Consider the following 24,524-nt stretch of genomic DNA (forward strand, 5'->3'; position numbering starts at 1 on the left):
ACGGTCAGTCTTGGCGTAAGTGGATCAAGAACTGTTTCACGTGAAACACAAAAATCAAAATCATGTTTCCAATATATGATGTGATAGTAGTAGGAGCAGGGCATGCCGGCTGTGAAGCAGCACATGCTGCTGCCGCCATGGGGTCAAAAGTCCTGCTATGTACGATGAACATGAATACTATCGCCCAAATGTCATGCAATCCCGCCATGGGAGGAGTGGCAAAAGGGCAAATTGTCCGAGAAATAGACGCCTTGGGGGGCATGTCTGGCATAATTTCAGACAAATCAATGATCCAATTTCGAATGCTAAACCGATCAAAAGGCCCAGCGATGTGGTCGCCCCGCTCTCAAAATGATAGAATGAGGTTTGCAGAAGAATGGCGACTGGCTCTCGAAAATACTCCAAACGTGGATTTTTGGCAGGAGATGGTCTCTGGATTGCTGGTGAAACAGGGGAAAGTCTGCGGGGTAAAAACCGGAATTGGGATCGAAATTGAATCCAAATCAGTTGTACTCACGAATGGCACTTTCTTAAACGGAGTCATCCATATTGGCGAAAAACAGTTTGGAGGAGGTAGAACTGGAGAATCAGCAGCCAAGGGTATCACCGAGCAACTGGTCCAAATAGGCTTTGAAGCAGGAAGAATGAAGACAGGAACTCCTCCAAGAGTGGACGGAAGAAGTCTTGACTACTCCAAAATGGAAGTTCAATATGGCGATGAAAACCCAGAAAAATTCTCCTATTCAGATTCAACACAGCCATTAAAGGAGCAAAGAAGCTGCTGGATCACCTATACCAACAAAGAAGTTCACCAAGCCTTGGAAACAGGATTTGATAGATCTCCAATGTTCAATGGAAGAATTCAAGGGCTAGGACCAAGGTATTGTCCAAGTATCGAAGATAAAATCAATCGATTTGCAGAACGCGAACGACACCAGATATTCGTCGAACCTGAAGGGTGGAATACTGTTGAAATCTACGTGAACGGCTTTTCTACCTCGCTGCCTGAAGATGTTCAGTACAAAGCCATGCGTTTGATACCTGGTTTCGAAAATGCGAAAATGTTTCGGCCTGGTTACGCCATAGAGTACGACTTCTTCCCTCCAACTCAGCTTAAACTAACACTAGAAACCCACCTGATCGAAAATCTTTATTTCGCAGGACAAATCAACGGGACAACCGGATACGAAGAGGCCGCATCCCAAGGACTCGTGGCCGGCATCAATGCAAGCCTCAAAGTTCAGGAAAAAGACCCATTCATCCTTAAAAGGTCTGATGCCTACATTGGCGTGTTGGTAGACGATCTGATCAACAAAGGCACCGAAGAACCCTACAGGATGTTTACTTCAAGAGCTGAATTTCGACTGCTACTTCGACAGGATAATGCAGACCTGCGCTTAACCAAATTCGGCCATGAAATAGGTTTAGCTTCCAATATACGCCTGCAAAAAATGCTCGATAAAAAGTCCGCCACCGCTGGGCTTATCAATGAGCTAAAACAAAAAAAGATTAGCCCTGAAGCTATAAACGAGGGATTGGAAGCATTAGGAACAGCGACCATTCAAGAGAAAATAAGCGCCGAAAAACTTCTAAAACGCCCTCAAATAGGAATAAGTGAACTGATGGCGATTGATCCTGAAATGAGGCAGGCTCTGGCAAAATTTCCAAAAGAAGTACAAGAACAGGCCGAAATACAGATCAAATACGACAGCTATCTCGACAAAGAGCAACAGATGGTTACGAAGCTTTCCAACATGGAGAATTTCCGCATACCGACCCAGTTTGATTTTCTTTCGATCACTGCACTATCCAATGAAGGAAGACAAAAGCTGAACAAAATCCGGCCGGAAACACTCGGTCAAGCATCAAGAATCAGTGGGGTATCACCCGCCGATTTATCTATCTTAACGGTCTATTTGGGAAGATAAAATGCTAGAACGACTCAGTAAATGCCCACTCTGCAAAAGTGGGCTTTTTCTTAATCACTCCGAAATCACAGATTATGCAGTAAGCAAGGAATCCTTTATCCTCTGCAAATGCTCCAACTGTCAGCTACTCTTTACCAACCCAAGACCCAGCCAAAAGGAAATTGGCCCATACTACAATTTCCCGGAATATTTCTCCCATGAAGACAATGCCAAAAGCCTGACCCAATGGATTTACCAAAAAGTCAGAAACTACAGCATCGCCAAAAAAGTAAGTTTTATCAATCAATTCTCGGAAAAGGGCAGCCTCTTGGACTACGGCTGTGGTACCGGAGAATTTCTAAATGCAGCCAAACTGAAAGGATGGAAAGTCGCCGGTATAGAACCGAATACCAAAGCCAGAACGCAAGCCAAACTCAAACTTCAAAACAAAGTCAAATCAACGATATCCGAGCTAAAGAAAGACTCAAACTTTGACGTCATTACACTATTTCACGTTTTGGAACATATCCATGATTTGAGAAAGACTGTGAAAAAGATCTTAAAACACTTAAAATCAGAAGGTTATTTGATAATTGCAGTACCAAATCACCAAAGCTGGGACGCCAAAAATTATGGAAAGCATTGGGCAGCTTGGGACGTTCCTCGGCATCTCTACCACTTCGACGAAACGTCGATGAAAAGCTTTGAAGTTAAGTTTGGACTCACCTTGAAAGACACCAAACCCATGAAATTTGATAGCTACTATGTATCCCTTCTATCCGAAGGTTATTTGGACAAGACCACATCCTTAGCTTCTCGATACCTTACAGCAATGCGAAAAGGCTTCAAATCCAATCGAGCTGCAAAATCCCCAGGTCAATTTTCAAGCAATATCTTTGTTTTCCAAAAAAAGTGAACAAGCTAAGATTACTGTTATTCGGACTTTCAGTATTGTTCCTCGCGTCATGCGCGAAGCAAAGTACTCCAACCGGTGGACCAAGAGACGAAGATCCGCCGAAGCTCCTCAACTCCAATCCGATCGCTGAAAGCCTGAATACCAAACCGGAGACGATCACGCTGACTTTTAGCGAGTATATCAAACTCGACAATCCCTCCAAGGGTATCGTCATCACTCCAAGAATAAAAAAGGACGAGGTCGAATTTACCGCATTGAAAAACGTCGTCTCAATAAAGCTCAACCAAGATCTGGAAGACAGCACGACTTACGTATTTGACTTCCAAAAGTCCATCGTAGATATCTCCGAAGAAAATCCAGCAGAAAGCCTCAAACTGGTTTTTTCTACTGGAAATGCGATTGACAGCCTGAGTCTGTCTGGCAAAGTAAATTTCTATTTTCCAGCGGCAAAACCGGACTATAAGGACATACTAGTTGGAATCTATCCCGTAGGTGATACTACAGATGTTCTGACAGCCCCACCCTATTACCTCAGTCAGGTCGACACGACAGGTTCCTTCAGGATCACCAATATCAAAAACGGAAGTTATCTAGCTTACGCCTGGAAAGAAACCAATGGCACCCTTAAGGCAGAATACAAATCGGAAGATTATGACTTCATGCTGGACACTCTTCATCTGAACGGAAATATCGAGAACATCACCTTCAATCTATCCAAAGCAGACATTACACCGATCAGAATCCTTCGATCTTCAACATTTGGGCAAAACTATGACATCGTTGTAAACCGCAGTCCAATAGAAGCCAAGCTAGGACATGAGAACCTGGGGACGGAATATTTCTACACCAACGCAGATAACAGAATCAGGATCTACTCCACTAGCTCTAAACCCGACAGTATTCCATTTAACATCAGTTTGAGAGATTCGGTTGGCTTCAGTAAAGACTCGCTGATCTGGGCAAAATTCCCGGAATCTGATAGAAAACCAGAAAAGCTAACCGTATCAGCAAACTCCGGGAAAAACTTCTACCGCGACCTAAATGTCGAACTGAAGTTCAACAAACCGATCAGCAAAATCAATACAGATTCGCTATACATCTCCTATGACACCGCGTCAGTAATCGCTATAACCGAGTCCATGATGGCATTCCAAGACTCTGCACAACGAGATATTTTAAACATCCGACTAGCGATACCGGACTCAATCAGCCATGAAATATTCACCGTCAAAGCTGCTGATTCCACTTTTTTTGACTTTGAAAATCAAGTTAACGAAACAATACTCTCAGCAAATTATAGGAAATTAAAGCGGGAAGGCCTTGCTGACGAGATATCAGGGACTATCCTCAATGCAAAACCACCGTTTATCGTCCAACTTCTAAACTCTAAAAACGACCTTATTCAGGAACAATTCTTAGAAAATTCAACGGCTTTTTCATTCAAACTTGTAGAGCCAGGTACCTTCAAGCTGCGGGTAGTCGAAGATCTAAATGGAAACAAACGCTGGGATCCTTCCAATTTTACCCAAAGAAAACCAGCCGAAAGAGTATTCTACTTCTATAATGCTGAGCGGCAACCTAATTTAGTCATCAGAAGCGGCTGGTCGCTTCAAGATCAAATTATCCAGGCTTCTGACCCAACAGGCTTCAAACCAGAGCAAAAATAGCTGTGGAAAAGCTCCCGAATGATGTCAATAACTTTGTAGACCTTTCTGGATAAACATGATGAAGTCAACATTTTCCGAAGCTTTTGAAAGATAGAAAACAATTCTGGGGAAAACCCTTCAATTGTCCACAGCAGCCATCTCAGCTATCCACACCGCACTTAACCACATTTAGCAAACTGCCAGTAATCCACGAAAATTAATCCTTTTTGATAAAACACAGAGAATCAAATCCATGCAGGTTGACAAACCGTTGATAACTTGTCAAGAGATACTTTTTACGCTTCATGACAATGTGGCCAACTTTTGGATCTCTGCTTATCAACAAATCCACAACCTTAATAACCTTAATAGTTTTATTTATTTAAATAAATTAATAAGATTATTACCATGTGAATTGTGTGGATAGCTTTTGCTAATCGATTTTGGATTGGGTAATATTAGAATATCCAAACCCAAAAAAACATGGAGCTCAATAGACTCTTTGACCTGATTCCTTATCAGATTTTGAACTTTGACAAGGAAGTAGCTTTCGCAAAAAAAGTAAACGGGGCTTGGAAAACATATTCGTCCAAGGAGCTAAAAAGAATCGTCGATAACGTAAGCCTCGGTTTGTTGGCTTCGCAAATCGTCGCCGGAGACAAAGTGGCCATCATTTCAGAAAACCGACCCGAATGGATTTTTGTAGATTTTGCGTTGCAGCAGATTGGAGCGATTTCGGTTCCGATGTATCCGACAATCACAACGGAGGATTACGGGTATATTTTTGATCATGCCGAGGTCAAGATGATTTTTGTCGGCGATCAGGCGATTTATTCAAAAGCTGAAGCAGTAGCCCTGAACCGAAAGATCTTTTCTTTTGACCAGCTCGATGGAGTTGAGAATTGGTCGGCTTTAACCGAACTTGGCGAATCTGGAGATCTTGCTCAGTTAGAAGAAAGTAAAAAACGAGTGAAAAAAGAGGATCTGTTTACGATCATCTATACTTCAGGGACTACTGGTAGGCCGAAGGGTGTCATGCTGACTCATTCCAATATTCTGTCCAATGTAGTCGCCGTAGCTGATAGAATGGTTCCTCCAGCTGGTGTTTCTACCGCGCTCAGTTTTTTGCCGCTCTGCCACATCTACGAGCGTACGGGCACGTTTTGTTTCGTCTATTTGGGCTTTTCGGTTTACTATGCCGAGAGCATGGAGAAGATTGGGGAAAACATCAAGGAAGTCCAGCCTCACGTATTCAACACGGTGCCCCGACTTTTGGAGAAAGTTTACGACAAGATTGTAGCCAAAGGCTATGAGCTGACAGGACTGAAAAAGCAGCTTTTCTTCTGGGCCTTGAACTTGGGTCTGATTTACGACCCGACCAAACCACAGAGTGGATGGTATGACTTTCAGCTTAAAATAGCCAACAAACTGATTTTCTCGAAGTGGAGAAAAGCTTTGGGTGGAAATATCACCCAGATTAACTCCGGATCAGCCGCACTGCAGCCAAGACTTGCTCGGGTATTCTGGGCGGCTGGTATCAAAGTCTGTGAAGGCTATGGGTTGACAGAGACCTCTCCGGTGGTTTCGGCGACTTTCGGAACAGCCGATGGAGTAAGAATCGGCTGTGTCGGCAAACTAGTGAAAGACGTCCAAGTGAAAATTGCTCCAGACGGCGAGATTCTGGTCAAGGGGCCTAATGTCATGCTAGGATACTATAAGCAGCCTGATATGACCGCAGAGGTGCTTCAAAATGGCTGGTTTCATACGGGAGACATCGGTGAACTGGACGGAGAATTCCTAAAGATCACCGATCGCAAAAAAGAGATGTTCAAAACCTCAGGAGGAAAATACATCGCACCACAAGTGATGGAAAATAAATTCAAGGAATCCCTGCTGATAGATCAGCTGATGGTCGTCGGCGACGGTAAAAACTATCCGGCTGCAGTCATTGTCCCAAGTTTTGACGGATTGAGAGAGTATTGCAAGCGAAAGGATATCCCTTATTCATCAGATTCAGAGATGGTTATGAAGCCAGAGATTTTGGAAAAATTCCAATCGGAGATTGATTTATATAACAGGTACTTTGCAAAGTGGGAGCAGATCAAGCGCTTCAAACTTTTGGATGAATCGTGGGGAATAAACTCTGGAGAGTTGACTCCGACACTAAAATTAAAGCGAAAAGTGATCGCTGGTAAGTACGATAAGCTGATAGAAGCAATCTACCAGGGTTAACGGGCTGTCGCTATGCTAGTTTGATTTTTTGATGAAAAGAGAATTTCAGAATTTGGTTTCGGGATTGGAGACTTATTGCGATTTTTATTTTGTTTTGATAGAGTTATAGGTAAATCAATGAATTATTATTCTTCAAACTAATAAAATTTCAGTTTTAAATTTGTGATGCATGCATAACTTTTTTTCAAAAATAGTATGCATGCATACAAAATATCTCTAATTTAGGTCAGCTCAAATCCAGCACTTGATTGCCATGAAATCAAGCATGGCACAAAATGTCACACAATGGATAAATATGACGCATGCGAGATTCCACCGGGCCGATAAAAATCTACAAAAACAGATGAAAAGAGAAGAGACCGTAGACTATCATATCAAAAGTGCCTGGCATGCCATCTCCCGAATGTACAATCAGCAGGCAGCGGAGGAGGGATTTACGACTGCCATCGGGTTTGTTCTGATTAATATCCACTCTAAGGACGGGACGCCGGCGACGAAGATTGCGCCCTTGATCGGGTTGGAAACCAGAAGTCTGACTAGGATGCTGAAGACGATGGAGGAAAAAAGACTGATTTACAAAAAAGCCGATACCCAGGACAAGCGTTCCGTTAGGATTTTTCTGACGGAGGAAGGAAAGGAAAAAAAGGAAAGGTCCGTCAATACGATCAGGAACTTCAATGAGCAAGTCCGAGAAGTGGTCAGCGAGAAGGAATTGAAGACTTTTTTTGGAGTGTTTGAAAAAATCCAGCTGGTCATTGATCAAGTCAACGTAAACGAAGTCAACAAACCGATATTTGAATTGTAAACCAGTATTCCGTATAGCGGAGAAGACTACCAAAAACTCAAAATAATGAATAGAACCATTAAAAAAGTAGCCATTTTAGGTTCGGGTGTGATGGGATCTCGAATCGCCTGTCATTTTGCCAACATTGGTGTGAAGGTGCTTTTGCTGGACATTGTTCCATTTGAGCTCTCCGATGAGGAACAGAAAAAAGGACTGACCAAAGAGCATCCTGCAGTCAGAAACCGCATCGTGAACACTGCACTTCAATCCACACTGAAATCCAATCCGTCTGCGATTTACGATAGCGCATTTGCCAGTCGAATCACGACGGGGAATTTTGATGATGATCTACCAAAAATCAAGGATTACGACTGGGTGATGGAAGTGGTCGTGGAGCGACTCGATATCAAGCAATCGCTTTATGAAAAAGTGGAAAAATACCGAAAGGCCGGAACGCTGATTACCTCCAACACCTCAGGTATTCCGATGCAAATGATGTGTGAAGGAAGAAGCGAAGACTTTCAGGAGAATTTTGCCGGGACGCACTTTTTCAACCCGCCGCGGTACCTCAGACTTCTTGAGATCATCCCTGGCCCGAAAACGAAACCCGAAATCATTGACTTTCTGATGGAATATGGCGACCGATTTTTGGGGAAAGAAACAGTCCTTTGCAAAGATACTCCAGCCTTCATCGCCAACAGGATCGGTGTGTACGCCATCATATCTGGCATGCATGCGATCGAAAAGATGGGTCTCAGCGTCTCAGAGGTAGATAAACTGACCGGACCTATCATTGGTCGAGCCAAGTCCGCGACCTTCCGAACCATGGATGTGGTCGGACTTGATACCACAGTCAATGTGGCCAATAACCTATATAAAGCCCTTGTCCACGACGAATCCCGGGATAAATTCAAGCTTCCCCAGATCGTCGAGGTGCTTTACAACAACAAATGGTTTGGAGATAAGACTGGACAGGGCTACTTCAAGATGATTCGACACAAAGACGGCACCAAGGAGCTGAAAGAATTGGACTTGAAAACCTTCGAATACAAGGATGTAGAGAAGCCAAAGTTCAAAGCCTTGGAAGCTTCGAAGGAAATCGAAGATCTAAAAAAGAGAATCAAGTTTCTGGTCAATTTTGACGACAAGGCTGGTGAATTTTACCGAGCCTCATTCTATGATTTGTTCAAGTATTGTTCTCATCGTATTCCTGAGATCACCGACGAGCTATTCCGAATCGATCAAGCCGTTTCGGCTGGCTTCGGTTGGGAGTTGGGTCCATTTGAGACTTGGGATGTTTTGGGAGTAAAAGACACCGTGGAAAAGATGGAAGCTGCCGGTGAGACCGCAGCACCGTGGGTTCACGAGATGCTTGCCGCTGGAAACGACACCTTCTACAAAGTCGATGGGGGCAAAAAACTCTTCTACGACATTCCGAGCAAATCCTATATTGAAATGCCTGGAATCAAAGATTTTATAATCCTCGATACCCTGAAATCTGCAGGCAAAAAAGTCTGGGGAAATAGCGGCACCACGGTATTTGACCTGGGAGATGACGTCATCGGTTTGGAATTCCACACCAAGATGAACTCTATGGGCGCCGAAGTGATCGAAGGGATCAACACCGCAATTGGCATGGCCGAAAAGTCCTTTAAAGGACTAGTTGTCGGGAATGAGGGAGCAAATTTCTCCGCAGGAGCAAACCTTGCCATGCTGTTTATGTTTGCTGGGGATCAGGATTTTGACGAAGTCAATATGATGATCGCCCAGTTCCAAAATACGATGATGCGGGCGAGGTATTCCTCTATTCCCGTGGTCGTCGCACCACACAATATGGCTTTAGGTGGCGGATGTGAGCTTTCGCTTCACTCTGACCATGTTCAAGCACATGCCGAATTGTATATGGGATTGGTAGAAGTTGGAGTTGGGCTTATTCCTGCCGGCGGCGGAACTAAGGAGATGACGTTGAGATTTTCCAATGCGATTATCAACGGAGACGTGGAGCTTAATCAGCTTCAGGAATATTTCATGAATATCGCAACTGCAAAAGTTTCTACCTCGGCGCACGAAGCTCGAGGACTGGGGTACTTGCGGAAAAGTGATGGAATCTCGATCAACAGAAAACGCCAATTGACCGATGCCAAAGAGCAGGTATTGGTCCTCAGCGATGCAGGATACACTCAGCCACTACCGCAGGCCGATATCAAAGTCCTTGGCAAGTCCTCTTTGGCACTTTTCGAAGCGGGAATTACCGGCATGCAGTACGGTGCCTATATCTCTGATCATGATGCCAAGATCGCGAGAAAATTGGCTTGGGTGATGTCGGGTGGAGATCTTTCCTCCCCTACCGAAGTGAGCGAGCAGTACCTTCTGGACCTGGAGCGGGAAGCCTTCCTGAGCCTGACCGGGGAGCAAAAAACCCTCGAGCGTATTCACAGTATTCTGTTTAAGGGAAAACCATTGAGGAATTGAGTATCAAGATCCAAGACATTAGAACCAAGATATAAGCTTCAACCTACACGTCATGCATAATTTCAAGAATTTAAAAGTCTGGCAGAAATCGGTAGATCTGGCAGTTAAAATTTATGAATTGACAAGGTCTTTCCCTTCTGAAGAAAAGTTTGGGCTGACATCCCAGATGCGTCGAGCTGGAGTATCCATACCATTAAATATTGCTGAAGGAACGGCAAAATCATCATCAAAGTCATTTTCAAACTCGTTGGAGATTAGCTTGGGAGAAAGCTTTGAGTTGGAAACTCAATTGATTATAGCCGAAAGGGTAAAATTAATTTCAGGGGAAACATCAGCAGTGATTGAATCTGATATCAATGAAATTCAAAAAATGATTTTAGGATTGAAGGCTAGCGTTCAGGCCAATCTTGACTCTTGACTCTAGGCTCTTAACCTCTAGAAAAAACAATAAACTTAGAAATAGCGATGGAAGCATACATAATCAACGGATATAGATCAGCGGTAGGAAAGTCAAAAAAGGGCGGATTTAGATTTTACCGCCCGGATGATCTTGCGGCGGACGTAATCAAACACCTGGTCGCCAACACGCCAGGACTGGAGACCAAGATGGTCGATGACCTGATCGTCGGCAATGCCGTTCCCGAGGCGGAGCAAGGCATGCAGATGGGCAGGATGATCTCGCTTTTGGCCTTGGGGGTAGAGAATCCCGGCTTTATCATCAACCGATATTGCGGCTCTGGCTTGGAAGCTATCGCGCTGGCTGTCGGCAAGATCAAAGCAGGAATGGCCGATTGCATCATTGCCGGGGGCACGGAGTCCATGTCCCTGGTACCAATGATGGGCTATAAGACCGCGCTCAACTACAAGATCGCGACTGAGCATCCCTCCTACTACATTAGCATGGGTTTGACGGCGGAGGAATTGGCCAAAGAGTACAGCATAACCCGCGAAGATTCGGATGCCTTCTCGGTCAAGTCCCATGAGAAAGCCCTCGCAGCAATTGCCGCGGGCAAATTCAAAGACGAGATCGTGCCTGTGGAGGTCGAGGAAACCTATCTCGATGAGAAAGGGAAAAAGAAAACCAGAAAATTTGTCGTGGATACTGACGAGGGACCGAGGGCTGGTACTACGAAAGAAGTACTGGCTGGCCTAAAGCCTGCTTTCAAAAATGGAGGTCAGGTCACAGCAGGAAATTCTTCGCAAACTTCAGACGGAGCAGCTTTTGTCGTCGTGATGTCCGAGCGACTGATGAAGTCGCTCAATCTTGACCCGATCGCAAGACTGATGTCCTACTCTGTGGCCGGCGTGGATCCTAGAATCATGGGAATCGGTCCTAGAGAGGCGGTGCCAAAGGCTTTGAAACAAGCCGGCTTGACGCTGAGCGACATTGATCTGGTGGAGCTCAACGAAGCCTTTGCCGCCCAGGGATTGGCGGTGATGAAGTCGCTCGATATGAATCCGGACATTGTCAATGTCAATGGCGGCGCGGTGGCGCTCGGTCACCCTCTGGGATGTACCGGAGCCAAACTTTCTGTCCAAATCTTTAACGAGCTACGCCGACAGAACAAGAAGCATGGGCTGGTGACCGCCTGTGTAGGCGGTGGACAGGGTGTCGCGGGAGTTTATGAGTTGTTGAAGTAGAGACATTAGATGTAAGACTCAAGTAATCAGACACATTAAGCTACGCCTTATGCATAATTATAAAGAATTGAATGTCTGGAAAAGATCAATAAAGCTCTGTGCTGCGGTATATAAGCTTACATCAACTTTTCCCAATGAGGAGCGCTTTGGTCTGATTTCTCAAATGAGACGAGCTTCAGTTTCAGTGCCTTCTAATATTGCGGAAGGTGGTGGTAGAAGAACCAACAATGAATTTGTTCACTTTTTGGGAATCGCACATGGTTCTATTTGTGAATTAGAGTCTCAACTATATGTTAGTGTCGAGTTAGAGTTTATCTCGTTTGAGTCGATAGAAGCCATCACTTCTGAATTGACAGAAATCCAAAAAATGCTTTTTGCTTTGATTCAAAAGTTCGAATCCAAAGCATAGGCATCTTAAATCTTATATCTAAAAGCTAAAGTCTATAAATAATGACAACATTAACCAAAGCAATCCAAGGAGGTGAGTTCCTCGTGAGGGAGACGCCAGCGCAGGATATCTTTATCCCTGAAGAGTTCAGCGAAGAACAAAAAATGATGGCACAGGCCTGTCAGGATTTTATCGACACGGAGATCACTCCCAAAGCCGATGAGATAGACAGCATGAAACACCCAGAGCTGGTGCCTGCGATTCTCAAGAAGGCCGGAGAGCTAGGTCTCCTTGGTGTCTCCATCCCTGAGGAGTATGGAGGGCTCGGCATGAGTGTCAATACGGCCATGCTGATCGCGGACATCATCGGTGCAGCCGGTTCTTTCTCCACTACGTATGGCGCACATACAGGCATTGGTACGCTGCCGATCTTGTACTATGGCACCGAGGAGCAGAAGCAAAAATATTTGCCCAAATTGGCTACAGGTGAGTGGGCAGCGTGCTACTGCCTCACCGAGCCGGATGCCGGTTCCGATGCGAATAGTGGCAAGACCAAAGCAGTATTGTCTGCGGACGGTAGCCACTATCTTATCACAGGCCAAAAGATGTGGATCTCCAATGCCGGTTTTGCAGACCTGTTCATCGTCTTTGCCAAGATAGAGGATGACAAAAATCTGACAGCCTTCATCGTGGAAAAAACCTTTGGAGGCATCACCATGAACGAGGAGGAGAAAAAGATGGGCATCAAGGGCTCTTCCACTCGCCAGGTCTTTTTCAACGACTGTCCAGTTCCGGTAGAAAACATGCTCTCTGCCCGTCAAAATGGATTTAAGATTGCTGTAAACGTCCTGAATATCGGCCGGATCAAGCTGGGTTCCGGCGTTTTGGGAGGTGTACGTACGGTCATCAGCCGCTGTATCGCCTACTCCACCGAGCGCAAGCAATTTGGGGTCAGCATCAACACCTTTGGCGCAATCAAGTCCAAGCTGGCCGAGATGGCCATCCGTTGCTACGTCTCGGAGTCACTTTGCTACAGAGCCGGTCAGGATATCGACGACCGAATCAACGCGCTCATCGCGGAAGGTATGGACGAATCCGAAGCAAAATTGAAGGGTGTAGAGGCCTTTGCCATCGAGTGTGCGATTGCGAAAATCCATGGTTCGGAGGTATTGGACTATACAGTGGATCAGGGCGTGCAGATCTATGGCGGTATGGGCTATTCAGCCGAAGCACCTATGGAAAAGGCTTACCGTGATGCCAGGATTTCCCGCATCTACGAAGGAACGAACGAGATCAACCGGATGCTGATGGTCGGTATGGTGCTCAAGCGCGCCATGAAGGGCGAGATCAACCTTTTCGAACCCGCTATGGCGGTTTCGGCGGAGCTGACTGCGGTGCCTTCCTTTGAGACGATTGATACTTCGGAGCTTTTCGCAGCGGAAAAAGAAGTCCTCAAAAAACTCAAAAAGGTATTCCTGATGGTGGGAGGTAAGGCGGCGATGGCCTTGCAGGATAAGATCGAGGACGAGCAGGAGATCATGATGAACTTGGCAGATGTGATGATAGAGATCTACGCGGCTGAGTCTGCCATCCTCAGATCGGAAAAACTGGTCAGCATCCAAGGTCAAGAGGCCTGTGCAAACCAGATTGCGATGGCTCAGATTTATTTGTCCGAAGCTGTCGAAAAAATCAACAGCGCGGCCAAGGAAGCCATCGGCTCTTTCACCAAGGGTGACGAGCAAAAAGTGATGCTGATGGGCTTGAAGCGGTTTACTAAAGCAGAATTGATCAACACTAAGGAACTGCGAAGACAAATCGCCGATCATATGATCGCAGCCGGCAAGTACCCGTTTTAAGGAAGCCGAACATGGAATACAGGACCTCCGGTTTGTAATACGGCCGGAGGTTTCTTATTTTCTCCCCGCCAATGGAACAGATGCCCAAGGCAGTTTTTAGATATTTTAGGCAAGGCAGGTAATCAAGTTTTTATGATGAGAAAAATAGCTCTGGCTCTTTTGTTTTTCTTTTTGGTATCTGGCTTGGCCATCGCACAAAAGCAAAAGGTGTCTTTCAAGGACTCCTTGGATCAAAAGCTGGATCTTAGTGACTGGGTTTTGACGGCAAACGGCTTTATTCCCTTTCCTTCGATCATCACCGAGCCCGCGCTTGGAGGCTTCGGAGGCGCTTTGTTTGGTGTATTTGTAGATCCTAATCCGCCCTATCGCGACAGCGTGGATGGCAAGGAAGTCCTTACCCGAGTGAAGCCGAATATCTACGGGGGCGGGGCGGCCATGACAGTTAACGGTACTTGGATGTTGGGGGCGGCGGCCATCGGGGTGATCCCAAAATGGCGCTCCAACTACCGCCTGGTCACGGGCTATGCGGATGTTAATCTGGAATTTTACCGGTCGTTTGAGCAGTTGGGAGAAAAGAAATTTGAGTTCAACATCCGAACCATCCCTATCGTGGGGCAGCTGACCAAGCAGTTGGGAAAAAGTGACTGGTATGCAGGCCTGAACTACCTGTTTTTGAAGACTGAGTTAGGTCTCGCCAATTATGAGTTTCATGACGAAAAGGCGATAAATACCATCATCAGCCGTCCCAGCGTCCTGATCGAGTACGATGGACGGGACAATATTTTCACACCGGACAGAGGGGTACACTGGATCACCATGATAGGCAACTCAGCCGAGTGGCTGGGCAGTGACTATTCTTACGGATTGGTGAGTACCACGGCATTTTATTGGTTGCCTGTCACGCCGACGTTGATCTCAGGCTTCAGAGCGGAGGTCCAGAATCTATGGGGCGACGCTCCGTTTTATATGCTTCCTTTTGTCAATCTTCGCGGTATACCCGTGGCGCGCTATCAGGGAAATACCATCGCGACGGCCGAAACTGAATGGAGGTGGGATTTTAGCCCCCGCTTCAGTGCGGTGGGATTTGTCGGCACGGGCAAAGGGGTGATGAAGGAAGAGTCTTGGAAGGACGATTCCTGGAAGACTTCCGCAGGTGCAGGTGCGCGCTACCTGATTGCCCGAAAACTCAAACTCCGAATGGGAATTGACGTGGCTCGGGGTCCCGAGGAGTGGGCCTATTTTTTTGTGTTTGGCACTTCTTGGAGAAAGTAAAGGCCGGTCTATCACCAAACCGGCCCGAATGTCGATGGCAAACTGATTTGGTTTAGTCTATGGGCAAAAAGACGTAATCCATTTGCCGCAGAGCGTCCGCCTCGTTGTAGAGCGTCAGGCTTTCGATGATTTTTCCGTTTGCTATTTTGTAGTTGGTGTTTGCCCAGAGTGTGACTGATTTTCCATCCTTGAATGTGATATTCATCTCTGACCAGTTCGCAACCCATTCCCCCTTGGAGCTTCCATCAGGGATGACTACGGGAGCAAACCGTGATTTGGTGTATTCAATTTTCTCGTAGAGAGTTTCCACATTCAGCTTCCAATTGATCATGGCTCCCTCCTTGTTGATCGAGTCTCCATAGGAAGGCCCGACTCCCAGATAGTTTTCGTCGAGATAGGAGTCCATGGCATCAAAATCCATCGCTTCAACAGATTTCACATAAGCTTCGACGAGTTTGACATTTTCGGCATTTTTTTGATCAGAAGACGAGCCGCAGGAAAACAAGGAGAGTCCCAATCCAGCAAGAAGTACAAGTGTTTTTATCGATTTCATAGTCTTTGTTGGTTTGGGATTATTTGATGGTATAGCCTTTTCCTTCGATACAGACAGAGAACGCTTTTTTGAAATCGTCTTTCATTTTCTGTTCCTGAGCAGCGACGTCAGCCTGGGCACTTTGGTTTGCCTGTGCTTGTTGTGCTCTGCCGGCTCTCCGGCCCGCAAGTCCGCCAACTACTGCGCCGACTGCGGCACCCTCTCCTGCATCACCCGTAATAGCTCCGATTGCTGCTCCCGCCGCGGCGCCTCTTGCTGCTCCGCCGATTGCTCTACCGGTAGGTCCGGACTGTACCGGTGCCGCTTCTATTTTTGGAAGGTTTAGCGGGTCAATGCCGGATTGATCTTTTGCCCAATTATAGCATTCGAATTCATCCTTCTTTTGTTGGGATTTGCTCTGGCCTTTGGAGGGATAGATGAAGAGATCCAAACCTTGAGAAATTTGGTTGTAGGCCATTTTTGCCGTATCCGGCATCGTGGGAGTTTGCTGGCCTTGGACTAGCTGAGTGCTTGCCAAAAAAAGAACCGGAAGCAGGATCCGTATCCAGGCAGTTCGTGAATTTGTTTTGCTGTTCATGCGATTTAGGTAAGATTAGAGGTTGCTTGATTGAAATTAGTCAAATTCTGTGGAGTTCGACGGGGTAGCAGGATTGAAGAAACTTGAAATTGTTTACCAGATTCTTTTGCCTAATCAAACTCCCCTTTCAGCTGAATGACTTTAGAGTTTGCCTCATCCAAGGTCAACAAGCCGGAACGGGGGCGGTCTGGGTCGAAGATCGAAAAGACTGTCATCGACAACATCGGCGAAAAGTCAGGCACGATAATTCTTTCAAAAAAATCTTTCCGCTTATACCCGAGGAGAAAGGTTGAAGTAATGCACAAAAAAATCTGAATTGACGGAGGGATATTTGCCTCTCTTGCTGTACGACGGGAAGTCGTCAAATCGATCATTTGGTTCATCGCTGGGAAAAGTTCAAAGTGTTTTACAAGATTTGGATTGAACTTGGAAAACTCTGCTACCTGACTCCATAGGTCCTACCCTGTTGAGTCACTATTTTAGAAATGGAGTAGCATTTTATCGATATCCGATTCTGCTGCCAAAAAAGCGATCCGCTCTTCGAAGTAATGTTTCAGGATGCTGTTCAGTTCGGTTTGGATCGTGTCCGGGAAAAATCCGATTCTCAGAAGTGTGGTTCCGATCGCATTGGCTTCTTGTGTTGCAAGCTCTCTGCGCGTATCGAATCGGGAATTGGCCATGCTAAAGTGAATGCAAGAATCAAGGCGAGCAGGCCGAGCAATGTGGAGTCGACCGACCTAAGGTCTTCTCTTTTCTTTAGCTAGAGTTCGCTCAACGTATGAAATGGATTGAATAGAGTTTGCCCAGTCAAACAAGAAAAATTTACTGCGTATCACGATAGTTTTGACTTTTCCTCCTATTTTTGGATCGGACCTTAGCCGGCACTAGCGCTAAGAATTTTTTCTCGACAATCCCTTTCCTATTTCTTGAACCTCTTCAAAATTCTATTTTGATGAAAAAACGTATCATTACGCTTGGTGAAGTCATGCTCAGACTTTCTACGCCAGGCCATCAGCGATTTATTAATTCGACCTCCTTTGACGCGGTCTATGGAGGCGCAGAAGCCAATGTTGCAGTTTCGCTCGCCAATTGGGGTTACTCGGTTGCGCATGTATCCGCTCTTCCCTCCCACGAAATCGGTCAGGCCGCAAAGAACTCTCTACAGTTTGCCGGGGTGGACACGTCTTATATTCCAACGTGTTCCGGACGAATGGGGACCTATTTTCTGGAAAACGGGGCGATGCAACGCGGCTCCAAGATCATCTATGATCGCTTTGACTCGGTCTTTGTGAAGTATGATTTTTCAGGATTGGACTGGGAGCAAATCTTTGCCGGAGCAGATTGGTTTCACTGGACCGGAATCACTCCCGCTGTGTCTGCTACCGCAGCAGCAGTGTGTAAACAGGCTGTCCAAGCGGCATCCAAGCTTGGGATCAAGATCAGCGCAGACATTAATTATCGCAGAAATCTCTGGCAATATGGGAAGTCTCCAATGGAGATCATGCCTGAATTGATCAAACCCTCCCACCTGATCATTGCTGGGTTGACGGATTTTGAAAACTGTATGGGTATCCAAACCGAGCGATACGAAGAGGCCTGTCAAGCAGCCAAGACCGTCTGTCCCAATCTTGCCTATGTCTCTACCACGACCAGGAAGTCCATCAGTGCCTCTGAGAACCGACTGAAGGGAAAACTGTGGAACACCAAGTCGATGCTCAAGTCAAAGGCCTATTCCATGACTCACCTTGTGGATCGTATTGGCGGCGGAGACGCATTCATGGCGGGCTTGATCTATGGCCTGTTGACTCGTGGGGACGAGGAAGCAATCGAATTTGCAACCGCAGCTTCGGTGCTCAAACATTCCATCCCAGGAGATGCAAATTTTGTAGCTGTCGAAGAGGTGGACCATTTAATAAAGGGAGAAAATATTGGAAAATTATTACGCTAAGCCATGAAAAATCTAAAATCATCACTAATCAACGCGATGAGCGATACCGGAATGATTCCGGTCTTCAATAATGCGAATCTGGAAATCGCCAAATCCGTGATGGCTGCTTGCTATGCCGGCGGAGTCAGAGTCTTCGAATTTACCAACCGGATAGAAAATTCCCTCGAGGTGTTCACTGGTTTGCGGGAATACGCGACTTCTTTCCCAGGCTTATTTCTGGGAATCGGCACCATCTTCACCGCAGAGCAGGCTGATGCATATCTGCAGGCAAAGGCTGATTTTATCGTTTCGCCGGCTTTGATTCCAGAGGTTGCCGATAGGTGCAAAGCGCAGGATGCGGTTTGGATACCTGGCTGCGGCACGATCACCGAAATCAATGAAGCTAGAAAACAAGGCGCTACCGTGGTCAAAGCATTCCCGGGCAATGTACTCGGGCCGGAATTCATCGCAGCAGCCAAATCCGTGATTCCCGAGCTTCGCTATATGCCAACGGGTGGCGTCGAGCCGACTGAAGAAAACTTGGAAAAGTGGTTTAAAGCCGGAGTGACCTGTGTGGGAATGGGGTCTCAACTTTTCAAAAAAGAATGGATTCAAGGAGAGGAATATGAAAAACTGCAAATCGCTGTAACTGAAACCCTTGTGGCGATAAAAAAAATCAGGCAGTAAAAACTTACTATACGCAGAATAAAGGGCGGTTTCTAGAGGAACCACCCTTTTTTTTTGAAAATCAATAAAAAAAAGTTTGGCAGTGAATTTTATTATACCTAAAATTGGTCAACCAATAATTGGTTAACCAATAATAACATGGAAACCCTTAATAACTTCAAAGAAATCAAAATCGACAACCCTGTAGATATTATTATCGGACAGATTCGAGATTTGATTATTTCCGGAGAGTTGAACGCCGGCGACAAATTGCCCCCTGAGCGCAAGCTTTCCGAAAAACTCGGCATCAGCCGAAGTTACGTCCGAGAGGCCATCAAAAAATTGGAATTTTACGGAATCGTCAAAACTCTCCCGCAAAGCGGCACAGTCATCGCAGGCTTGGGCATCACCGCCCTCGAAGGCCTGATCACCGACGTGCTCAAAATGGAAGGCAGTGAATTTCATTCCCTAATTGAGACACGTCTGATCCTTGAAGCACAGACAGCTAAATTAGCCGCAATCCGCCGAACTGACGAGGATATCGCGGCTCTTGAGGAAGCTTTGTCCCTGTATGAGGCAAAGGTAAAAGTAGGTGAGCAGGCTATCGATGAGGATTTGCTTTTTCACATCAAGATCGCTGAATCGAGCAAAAACAACGTCCTGAAGTCACTCATGTTGATTGTGACACCAGATATACTGACGCATTTTACCAAACACAATGTATGTGGAGGGGGTAAGCCTTTCGGTGCCCTCCAAGAGCATAAAGAGATCCTGACACATATCAAAAATCAGGATCCTGCGAAAGCAGAAGCAGCCATGATCAATCATCTATCGGAACTAATCAATAAAAAGTGATTTGCCTATGCAAAAAAAATGGTGGATAGAATCCACCAAATTTCAACATCAGGAATAAATACTACTCATTAAAGATTGTCGAGGTCCCAATTGCGTAGCAGCCCCAATGCCTTCTCAAAATTACAAAAATTTTTTGGAGCCATGGCAGCCCATTTATCTCCCCTGATTTTTCTTAAATAATCTTCTATCCTAACACAATTTCCCAAAATGAAACAACCATTACCAAATCACATTTGGAGTGGGCGGGTGAGCTATTTCCAAATAGTTTCGCTTTGCATCTGCTTGTTGCTCAGCAGCGCCGCCCAAGTTTCGGCCTTTCAAGACGAAACAGCAGCTCTTATAGAAGGTCAGGTCATTGACGGCCAAGATCTTGAATTACCAGGTGTAAACATTCTGGTCAAAGGCACCACAACAGCCACGGTATCAGACATTGACGGACGGTTTAGAATTTCTGCAAAACCTACGGATGTCCTGATTTTATCCTTCATCGGCTATACTACACAGGAAATTCTAGTCGGATCACAGAAGATTATTTCGGTAAGAATGACTGAAGACTTGACTCAATTGGACGAAGTCATCGTCGTGGGCTATGGTACTCAAAAGAAGTCTCACTTGACTGGAGCGGTATCCAAGTTTGAAAATACCAATCTGGGAGACCTACCTACGGTTCGTGCGGATCAGGCTTTGCAAGGAAAAATCGCTGGTGTTCAAATCCAGAACGTTACTTCCGAAGCCGGTGTGTCTCCATCCATCCGAATCAGAGGCAACAGTTCCATCGGAGCCAATAACGAACCCCTAGTCGTAGTGGATGGCTTTCCTACTCCTGACGGACTTTCCTTTATCAACCCCAACGACATCGAATCCATTGAGGTGCTGAAAGATGCAGCATCCGCAGCGATCTACGGTTCTCGTGGAGCCAATGGTGTCATCATCGTGACTACGAAAAGCGGGATTCCAGACAAGCCAACCTTCAGTTTTAAGATGTTTTCGGGATTCAACAATCCTTACAAAGTGCATGACATGCTTAATTCCCAAGAATATGCAGAAATGCTCTGGGAAGAGCAGACGAGAGGTGGAGCAGGACCTACTATTCACGAGCAGGCGGCATGGTCGGTTGACAATAACACTGACTGGCAAGAAGAAGGACTCCGCTCCGGCGTTGTGAGCAGCTATCAGCTGGGTGTCTCAGGTGGTAAAAAAGATCTGACCTACCTGATCTCTGCCGGTTACAATGATGAGAAAGGTATGCTGATCAACAACGATTACCAGCGGTTTAACCTTCGGGCTAAGATGGACGCAAAGTTGAGCAAGGTGCTGAAAGTTGGATTCAACTTCAACCCGTCTTACACTAAAAGAGTCCTTCCGGCATCCAACTTCACGGATTACTTCCGGACGCCGTCATTCATGCCAGCGCAGCATACCGAATACACTTCGGCTTTGACAGGAATTCCTGTAGGAGAGTGGGCACATGGTCGTCACTTCAGCAATGTATTGTATGAATTCACTACGCCTGATGGCACGGAAGTATCCACTACCGCAGCGCGTCCTTGGAGTACTTCCAACAACAACCCCAAGTTCATCAGCGACAATGACAGCAGAGTTGACAACCAATACAGAATGATGGCATCCACTTATTTCCAGGTCGATCTAGCCAAAAACCTGTTCCTGAAATTTTCCCAAGGTGCCTATGTCACCAATCGTGTGCAGGAAGAATATCGCAATACGGATACCAACCGGGCTGGTGATCCCAACCGTGGCTCCTATGCAAACAATCTGCGAATTGATTTGCTTTCAGAAAATATCATCAGCTACTCCAAAGCTTTTGGAGACCATGAAATTTCAGCAGTTGGAGGTTTCACGGCACAGAAAGTAACCAACAGCTACGCCAATATCGTAGGAACTAACTTTCCAACCGACTATGTACCGACACTTAACGGAGCGACAGTCCTTGATCTGGAAAACACCAACACGCTGAAAGATGAAACTTTGCTGCTTTCCTACCTGGCAAGAGCGAGTTATGCCTACAAGAACAAATACCTCTTTTCTGCCAGTGCGAGAACGGACGGCAGTTCGCTTTTCGGGCCTGAAAACAAATGGGGTTGGTTTCCATCCGTTTCCGGGGGTTGGGTAGTGTCTGAAGAGGAATTCATGAAAGGCACTGGCATCATAGACCTGCTGAAAGTACGAGGCAGCTACGGCGTCACAGGTAACAATGACATAGAAAACTATGCCTATGTAAATCGTCTGTACTCTGAAAACTATTCTCTAGGCGTAGGCACAGGGACTTTGACGCCAGGCTTGGCTCAGTCCGGTACCACCCTGGCCAACAAAGCAATCGCTTGGGAACGTACCTTCTCTGGCAACATCGGTTTTGACCTCGGATTGTTCGAAGGAAAAATCAACCTATCTGCTGAATTCTATCAGTCTCAAACGGATCAACTTCTATTGCGACAGCCGACTTTGGCAATCACAGGATTCACAGAATACTGGAATAACATCGGAAAGATCCAAAACAACGGATTTGAATTTGAGCTGCATTCCAACAACGTCAACAAGACGAAGTTTCAGTGGACTACCTCCCTGAACCTCTCCACGGTTAGAAATAAGCTGATCGAATTCAGTGGAGAAGACAGATTGCTTTCCTACGGTGAAAGACAGGAGATCTACCTGGCACAGGTCGGTCAGCCATACATCCAGTACTTCGGCTACAAGACGATCGGCGTGTGGAACTCCCAAGAGGAAATCGACGCTAATGCTAGCAATAGCTTGGACAGACCAGGTGGGCTGAGACTTCAGGATTCCAACGGAGACGGTAAAATCGATGACGACGACCGCGTGGTGTTGGGCAATCCTTTCCCGGATTTCAGCTGGGGCATTACCAACAATTTCACCTATGGCAACTTTGACCTGAGCATTTTGCTTCAAGGCGTTCAAGGAATCGATATCTTCAACGGTGACGGTCACTACAACGAGACCAAGCGTACCAACCGCAAATATGTGGAAAACAGATGGGTGTCTCCAGAATCTCCTGGCGATGGCATGACTCCGTACAGCACCAACGGTATGGGATGGCAGTTTACCGATTACATGATCGAAGACGGCTCGTACGTTTCTGTCAGAGACATCGTGTTGGGTTACAACCTGCCGACGGCACTGGCTGAGCGCATCAAAGCAAAAGGGGTGAGACTCTATGCATCGGCTCAAAATGCCCTCTACTTCATGTCTAACGACTACCGCGGTATCAACCCGGAAGCCAGATCCACCTCTGGAGCTTATGAGTCGCCTCTGATCTCCGGCTACCAAAGAGGCTCTTTCCCGGTGCCTAGATCGTTTGTGTTTGGTATAGACGTTAGCTTTTAATCCCGATCAACATGAAAAAATTAACTAGAAATATATTCGCCGGTCTGATTTCCCTGGGTTTTTTGACCAGCTGTGAGTTGGATCTCCAGCCAATCTCCGAGATTGGTGAGGGTTCGTTCTATCAGACCGATGCCGACTTCAATACCGCCATGGTGGCGGCCTATTCTGGCCTGCAGGCTCCTATCTTGAATGAGTGGGCACTTACTGAGCTGAGATCGGACAATACCCGCCTTCATAATTCTCAGACTGCCAGTAACATCTACATTCCCCTTCGGGAATTGGATCTGATGACCTACACGGCTGAGCAAGCCAATGTGTACACTTACTGGTCTGACACCTACCACAATATCTCTCGGGTCAATACCGTACTGGATCAGCTGGACGGAATCAAAACTCCTGCACTCCGAGACCAGCTCCATGGCGAGGGGGCCTTCATCAGAGCCTATCATTACTTCAATCTAGTGAGGCTTTTTGAAGAGGTGTTTTTGGTAGACAGACGAATCAGTGCCAAAGAAGGAGTGGGCATGACGCCGGCATCTACGGAGGAATTGTATCAGTTTATCATCTCCGACCTGACCATCGCATCCAACCAACTTCCGAGAGTCTACCCCGTCACTAGCACCGGTAGAGCGACTTCTTGGGCGGCGAAGGCTCTATTGGCAAAAGTCTATCGTACTCAGAAGAAATATGCGGAATCAGAAGCACTCTTGGCAGATATCATCACCAACAGTGGCGCACAGTTGTTGACTGGCACGACTGGATTTCAGCAGGTATTTTCGATCAACAATGAGGTGAACAAAGAGACGCTTTTCGCGGTCAGATTCAAAGCAGGCGGACTGGGTCTAGGATCACCTTTGGCGAATTATTTTGCTCCGCAAAACAGTGGATCTTATGTGATCAACGGTGACGGGAATCACTTCAACAAGCCGACGGATGAATTGGTCGCATTATATGGTCCGAAAGATTTGAGACAGACTACTTCCCTTCGTACCGGATATATCGGCGCGGGCGGAAAATTCGTGCCGGATAACTACATCTATAAGTTTTACTCAAACCCATCCATCAGCCAGGATTCTGAAAATGACTTCCCGGTGATTCGATATGCTGATGTGTTGTTGCTTTATGCAGAAGCATTGAACGAAAAAGGCAACACCGACATGGCTCTGACTTACCTCAATCAGGTTCGTCAACGCGCAGGCTTGGATGCCTATACCATGGATGATGTCGCAACCAAAGAAATGTTTATTGAAAAGCTGCTTTTGGAGAGACGGTTGGAATTGGCTTTCGAAAACCAGCGATGGTTTGACCTGATTCAATTCGGCTTGGTCAAGAGTACCCTCGACAAGCAGTTTGAAACGGAAGTGTTCTATGAAGAATACACTTTTGGAGTCGATCCCGTGCAGGAAGACAAGATCCTGATTCCAATCCCTCAGCGTGAGGTAGATATTTTCAATCAATAATTTTAAACCTAG

General features: G+C 46.2%; 20 protein-coding genes. 16 read left to right on the top strand and 4 right to left on the bottom strand.

Translation table 11 applies throughout. The features are described 5' to 3' along the window. Nucleotides 1–62 precede the first annotated feature (62 nt). From mnmG to ABD031_RS02070, 11 genes are all read left to right on the top strand, one after another. Nucleotides 63–1,928 (top strand): tRNA uridine-5-carboxymethylaminomethyl(34) synthesis enzyme MnmG, encoded by a 1,866-nt coding sequence (gene mnmG / locus ABD031_RS02020; RefSeq protein WP_343848123.1) that lies wholly within the window; start codon nt 63–65, stop codon nt 1,926–1,928. A 1-nt stretch (nt 1,929) separates the two neighbouring features. Then, nucleotides 1,930–2,823: a class I SAM-dependent methyltransferase gene (locus ABD031_RS02025; protein WP_343848124.1), complete on the top strand. Its 894-nt coding sequence runs from the start codon at nt 1,930–1,932 to the stop codon at nt 2,821–2,823. Next, a complete protein-coding gene (locus tag ABD031_RS02030) occupies nt 2,820–4,490 on the top strand; it encodes an Ig-like domain-containing domain (RefSeq protein ID WP_343848125.1) in 1,671 nt (556 codons plus the stop codon). Before ABD031_RS02025 ends, ABD031_RS02030 begins: the two co-directional genes overlap by 4 nt. Nucleotides 4,491–4,952: 462 nt before the next feature. Further along, entirely contained in the window at nt 4,953–6,701 is a 1,749-nt protein-coding gene (locus ABD031_RS02035; protein ID WP_343848126.1) for an AMP-dependent synthetase/ligase, read from the top strand. A gap of 343 nt (nt 6,702–7,044) precedes the next feature. Beyond that, on the top strand, nt 7,045–7,506 hold the full coding sequence (locus ABD031_RS02040) for a MarR family winged helix-turn-helix transcriptional regulator (RefSeq protein ID WP_343848127.1): 462 nt from the start codon (nt 7,045–7,047) through the stop codon (nt 7,504–7,506). Nucleotides 7,507–7,551: 45 nt separating this feature from the next. Then, complete coding sequence (locus ABD031_RS02045; protein ID WP_343848128.1) at nt 7,552–9,957, top strand: 3-hydroxyacyl-CoA dehydrogenase/enoyl-CoA hydratase family protein; 2,406 nt, start codon at nt 7,552–7,554, stop codon at nt 9,955–9,957. A gap of 52 nt (nt 9,958–10,009) precedes the next feature. Then, the gene (locus ABD031_RS02050) at nt 10,010–10,375 is read left to right on the top strand and encodes a four helix bundle protein (protein ID WP_343848129.1); all 366 of its coding nucleotides are present in this window, start codon (nt 10,010–10,012) and stop codon (nt 10,373–10,375) included. A gap of 47 nt (nt 10,376–10,422) precedes the next feature. Continuing rightward, nucleotides 10,423–11,598 (top strand): thiolase family protein, encoded by a 1,176-nt coding sequence (locus ABD031_RS02055; RefSeq protein WP_343848130.1) that lies wholly within the window; start codon nt 10,423–10,425, stop codon nt 11,596–11,598. Nucleotides 11,599–11,647: 49 nt separating this feature from the next. Further along, nucleotides 11,648–12,007: a four helix bundle protein gene (locus tag ABD031_RS02060; RefSeq protein ID WP_343848131.1), complete on the top strand. Its 360-nt coding sequence runs from the start codon at nt 11,648–11,650 to the stop codon at nt 12,005–12,007. Between the two features lie 41 nt (nt 12,008–12,048). Continuing rightward, the gene (locus ABD031_RS02065) at nt 12,049–13,842 is read left to right on the top strand and encodes an acyl-CoA dehydrogenase family protein (protein WP_343848132.1); all 1,794 of its coding nucleotides are present in this window, start codon (nt 12,049–12,051) and stop codon (nt 13,840–13,842) included. Nucleotides 13,843–13,977: 135 nt separating this feature from the next. Then, on the top strand, nt 13,978–15,114 hold the full coding sequence (locus ABD031_RS02070; protein ID WP_343848133.1) for a BamA/TamA family outer membrane protein: 1,137 nt from the start codon (nt 13,978–13,980) through the stop codon (nt 15,112–15,114). 52 nt (nt 15,115–15,166) lie between these two features. On the opposite strand, the gene ABD031_RS02075 is transcribed toward ABD031_RS02070, so the two are convergent. From ABD031_RS02075 to ABD031_RS02090, 4 genes are all read right to left on the bottom strand, one after another. After that, the gene (locus ABD031_RS02075; protein ID WP_343848134.1) at nt 15,167–15,667 is read right to left on the bottom strand and encodes a nuclear transport factor 2 family protein; all 501 of its coding nucleotides are present in this window, start codon (nt 15,665–15,667) and stop codon (nt 15,167–15,169) included. Nucleotides 15,668–15,686: 19 nt separating this feature from the next. Further along, a complete protein-coding gene (locus ABD031_RS02080) occupies nt 15,687–16,244 on the bottom strand; it encodes a glycine zipper domain-containing protein (RefSeq protein ID WP_343848135.1) in 558 nt (185 codons plus the stop codon). A 110-nt stretch (nt 16,245–16,354) separates the two neighbouring features. Further along, complete coding sequence (locus ABD031_RS02085) at nt 16,355–16,627, bottom strand: hypothetical protein (protein WP_343848136.1); 273 nt, start codon at nt 16,625–16,627, stop codon at nt 16,355–16,357. A 96-nt stretch (nt 16,628–16,723) separates the two neighbouring features. Further along, on the bottom strand, nt 16,724–16,924 hold the full coding sequence (locus ABD031_RS02090; protein ID WP_343848137.1) for a hypothetical protein: 201 nt from the start codon (nt 16,922–16,924) through the stop codon (nt 16,724–16,726). 272 nt (nt 16,925–17,196) lie between these two features. Here ABD031_RS02090 and ABD031_RS02095 point away from each other — a divergent pair, with 272 nt between their 5' ends. The 5 genes from ABD031_RS02095 to ABD031_RS02115 all read left to right on the top strand — a co-directional run bounded on the left by ABD031_RS02095 (nt 17,197) and on the right by ABD031_RS02115 (nt 24,512). Next, nucleotides 17,197–18,192 carry a PfkB family carbohydrate kinase gene (locus ABD031_RS02095; RefSeq protein WP_343848138.1) on the top strand — a complete coding sequence of 332 codons (996 nt, stop codon included), beginning with the start codon at nt 17,197–17,199 and terminating at the stop codon, nt 18,190–18,192. Nucleotides 18,193–18,195: 3 nt separating this feature from the next. Beyond that, nucleotides 18,196–18,858, top strand: coding sequence for a beta/alpha barrel domain-containing protein (locus ABD031_RS02100; protein ID WP_343848139.1), 663 nt, complete (start codon nt 18,196–18,198; stop codon nt 18,856–18,858). Nucleotides 18,859–18,996: 138 nt separating this feature from the next. Continuing rightward, nucleotides 18,997–19,692 (top strand): FadR/GntR family transcriptional regulator, encoded by a 696-nt coding sequence (locus ABD031_RS02105; protein ID WP_343848140.1) that lies wholly within the window; start codon nt 18,997–18,999, stop codon nt 19,690–19,692. A gap of 207 nt (nt 19,693–19,899) precedes the next feature. After that, complete coding sequence (locus ABD031_RS02110; RefSeq protein ID WP_343848141.1) at nt 19,900–23,052, top strand: SusC/RagA family TonB-linked outer membrane protein; 3,153 nt, start codon at nt 19,900–19,902, stop codon at nt 23,050–23,052. A gap of 11 nt (nt 23,053–23,063) precedes the next feature. Continuing rightward, entirely contained in the window at nt 23,064–24,512 is a 1,449-nt protein-coding gene (locus ABD031_RS02115; RefSeq protein ID WP_343848142.1) for a RagB/SusD family nutrient uptake outer membrane protein, read from the top strand. The last annotated feature ends 12 nt before the right edge of the window (nt 24,513–24,524 follow it).

This window comes from Algoriphagus jejuensis (assembly GCF_039523455.1).
Taxonomy (GTDB): domain Bacteria; phylum Bacteroidota; class Bacteroidia; order Cytophagales; family Cyclobacteriaceae; genus Algoriphagus; species Algoriphagus jejuensis.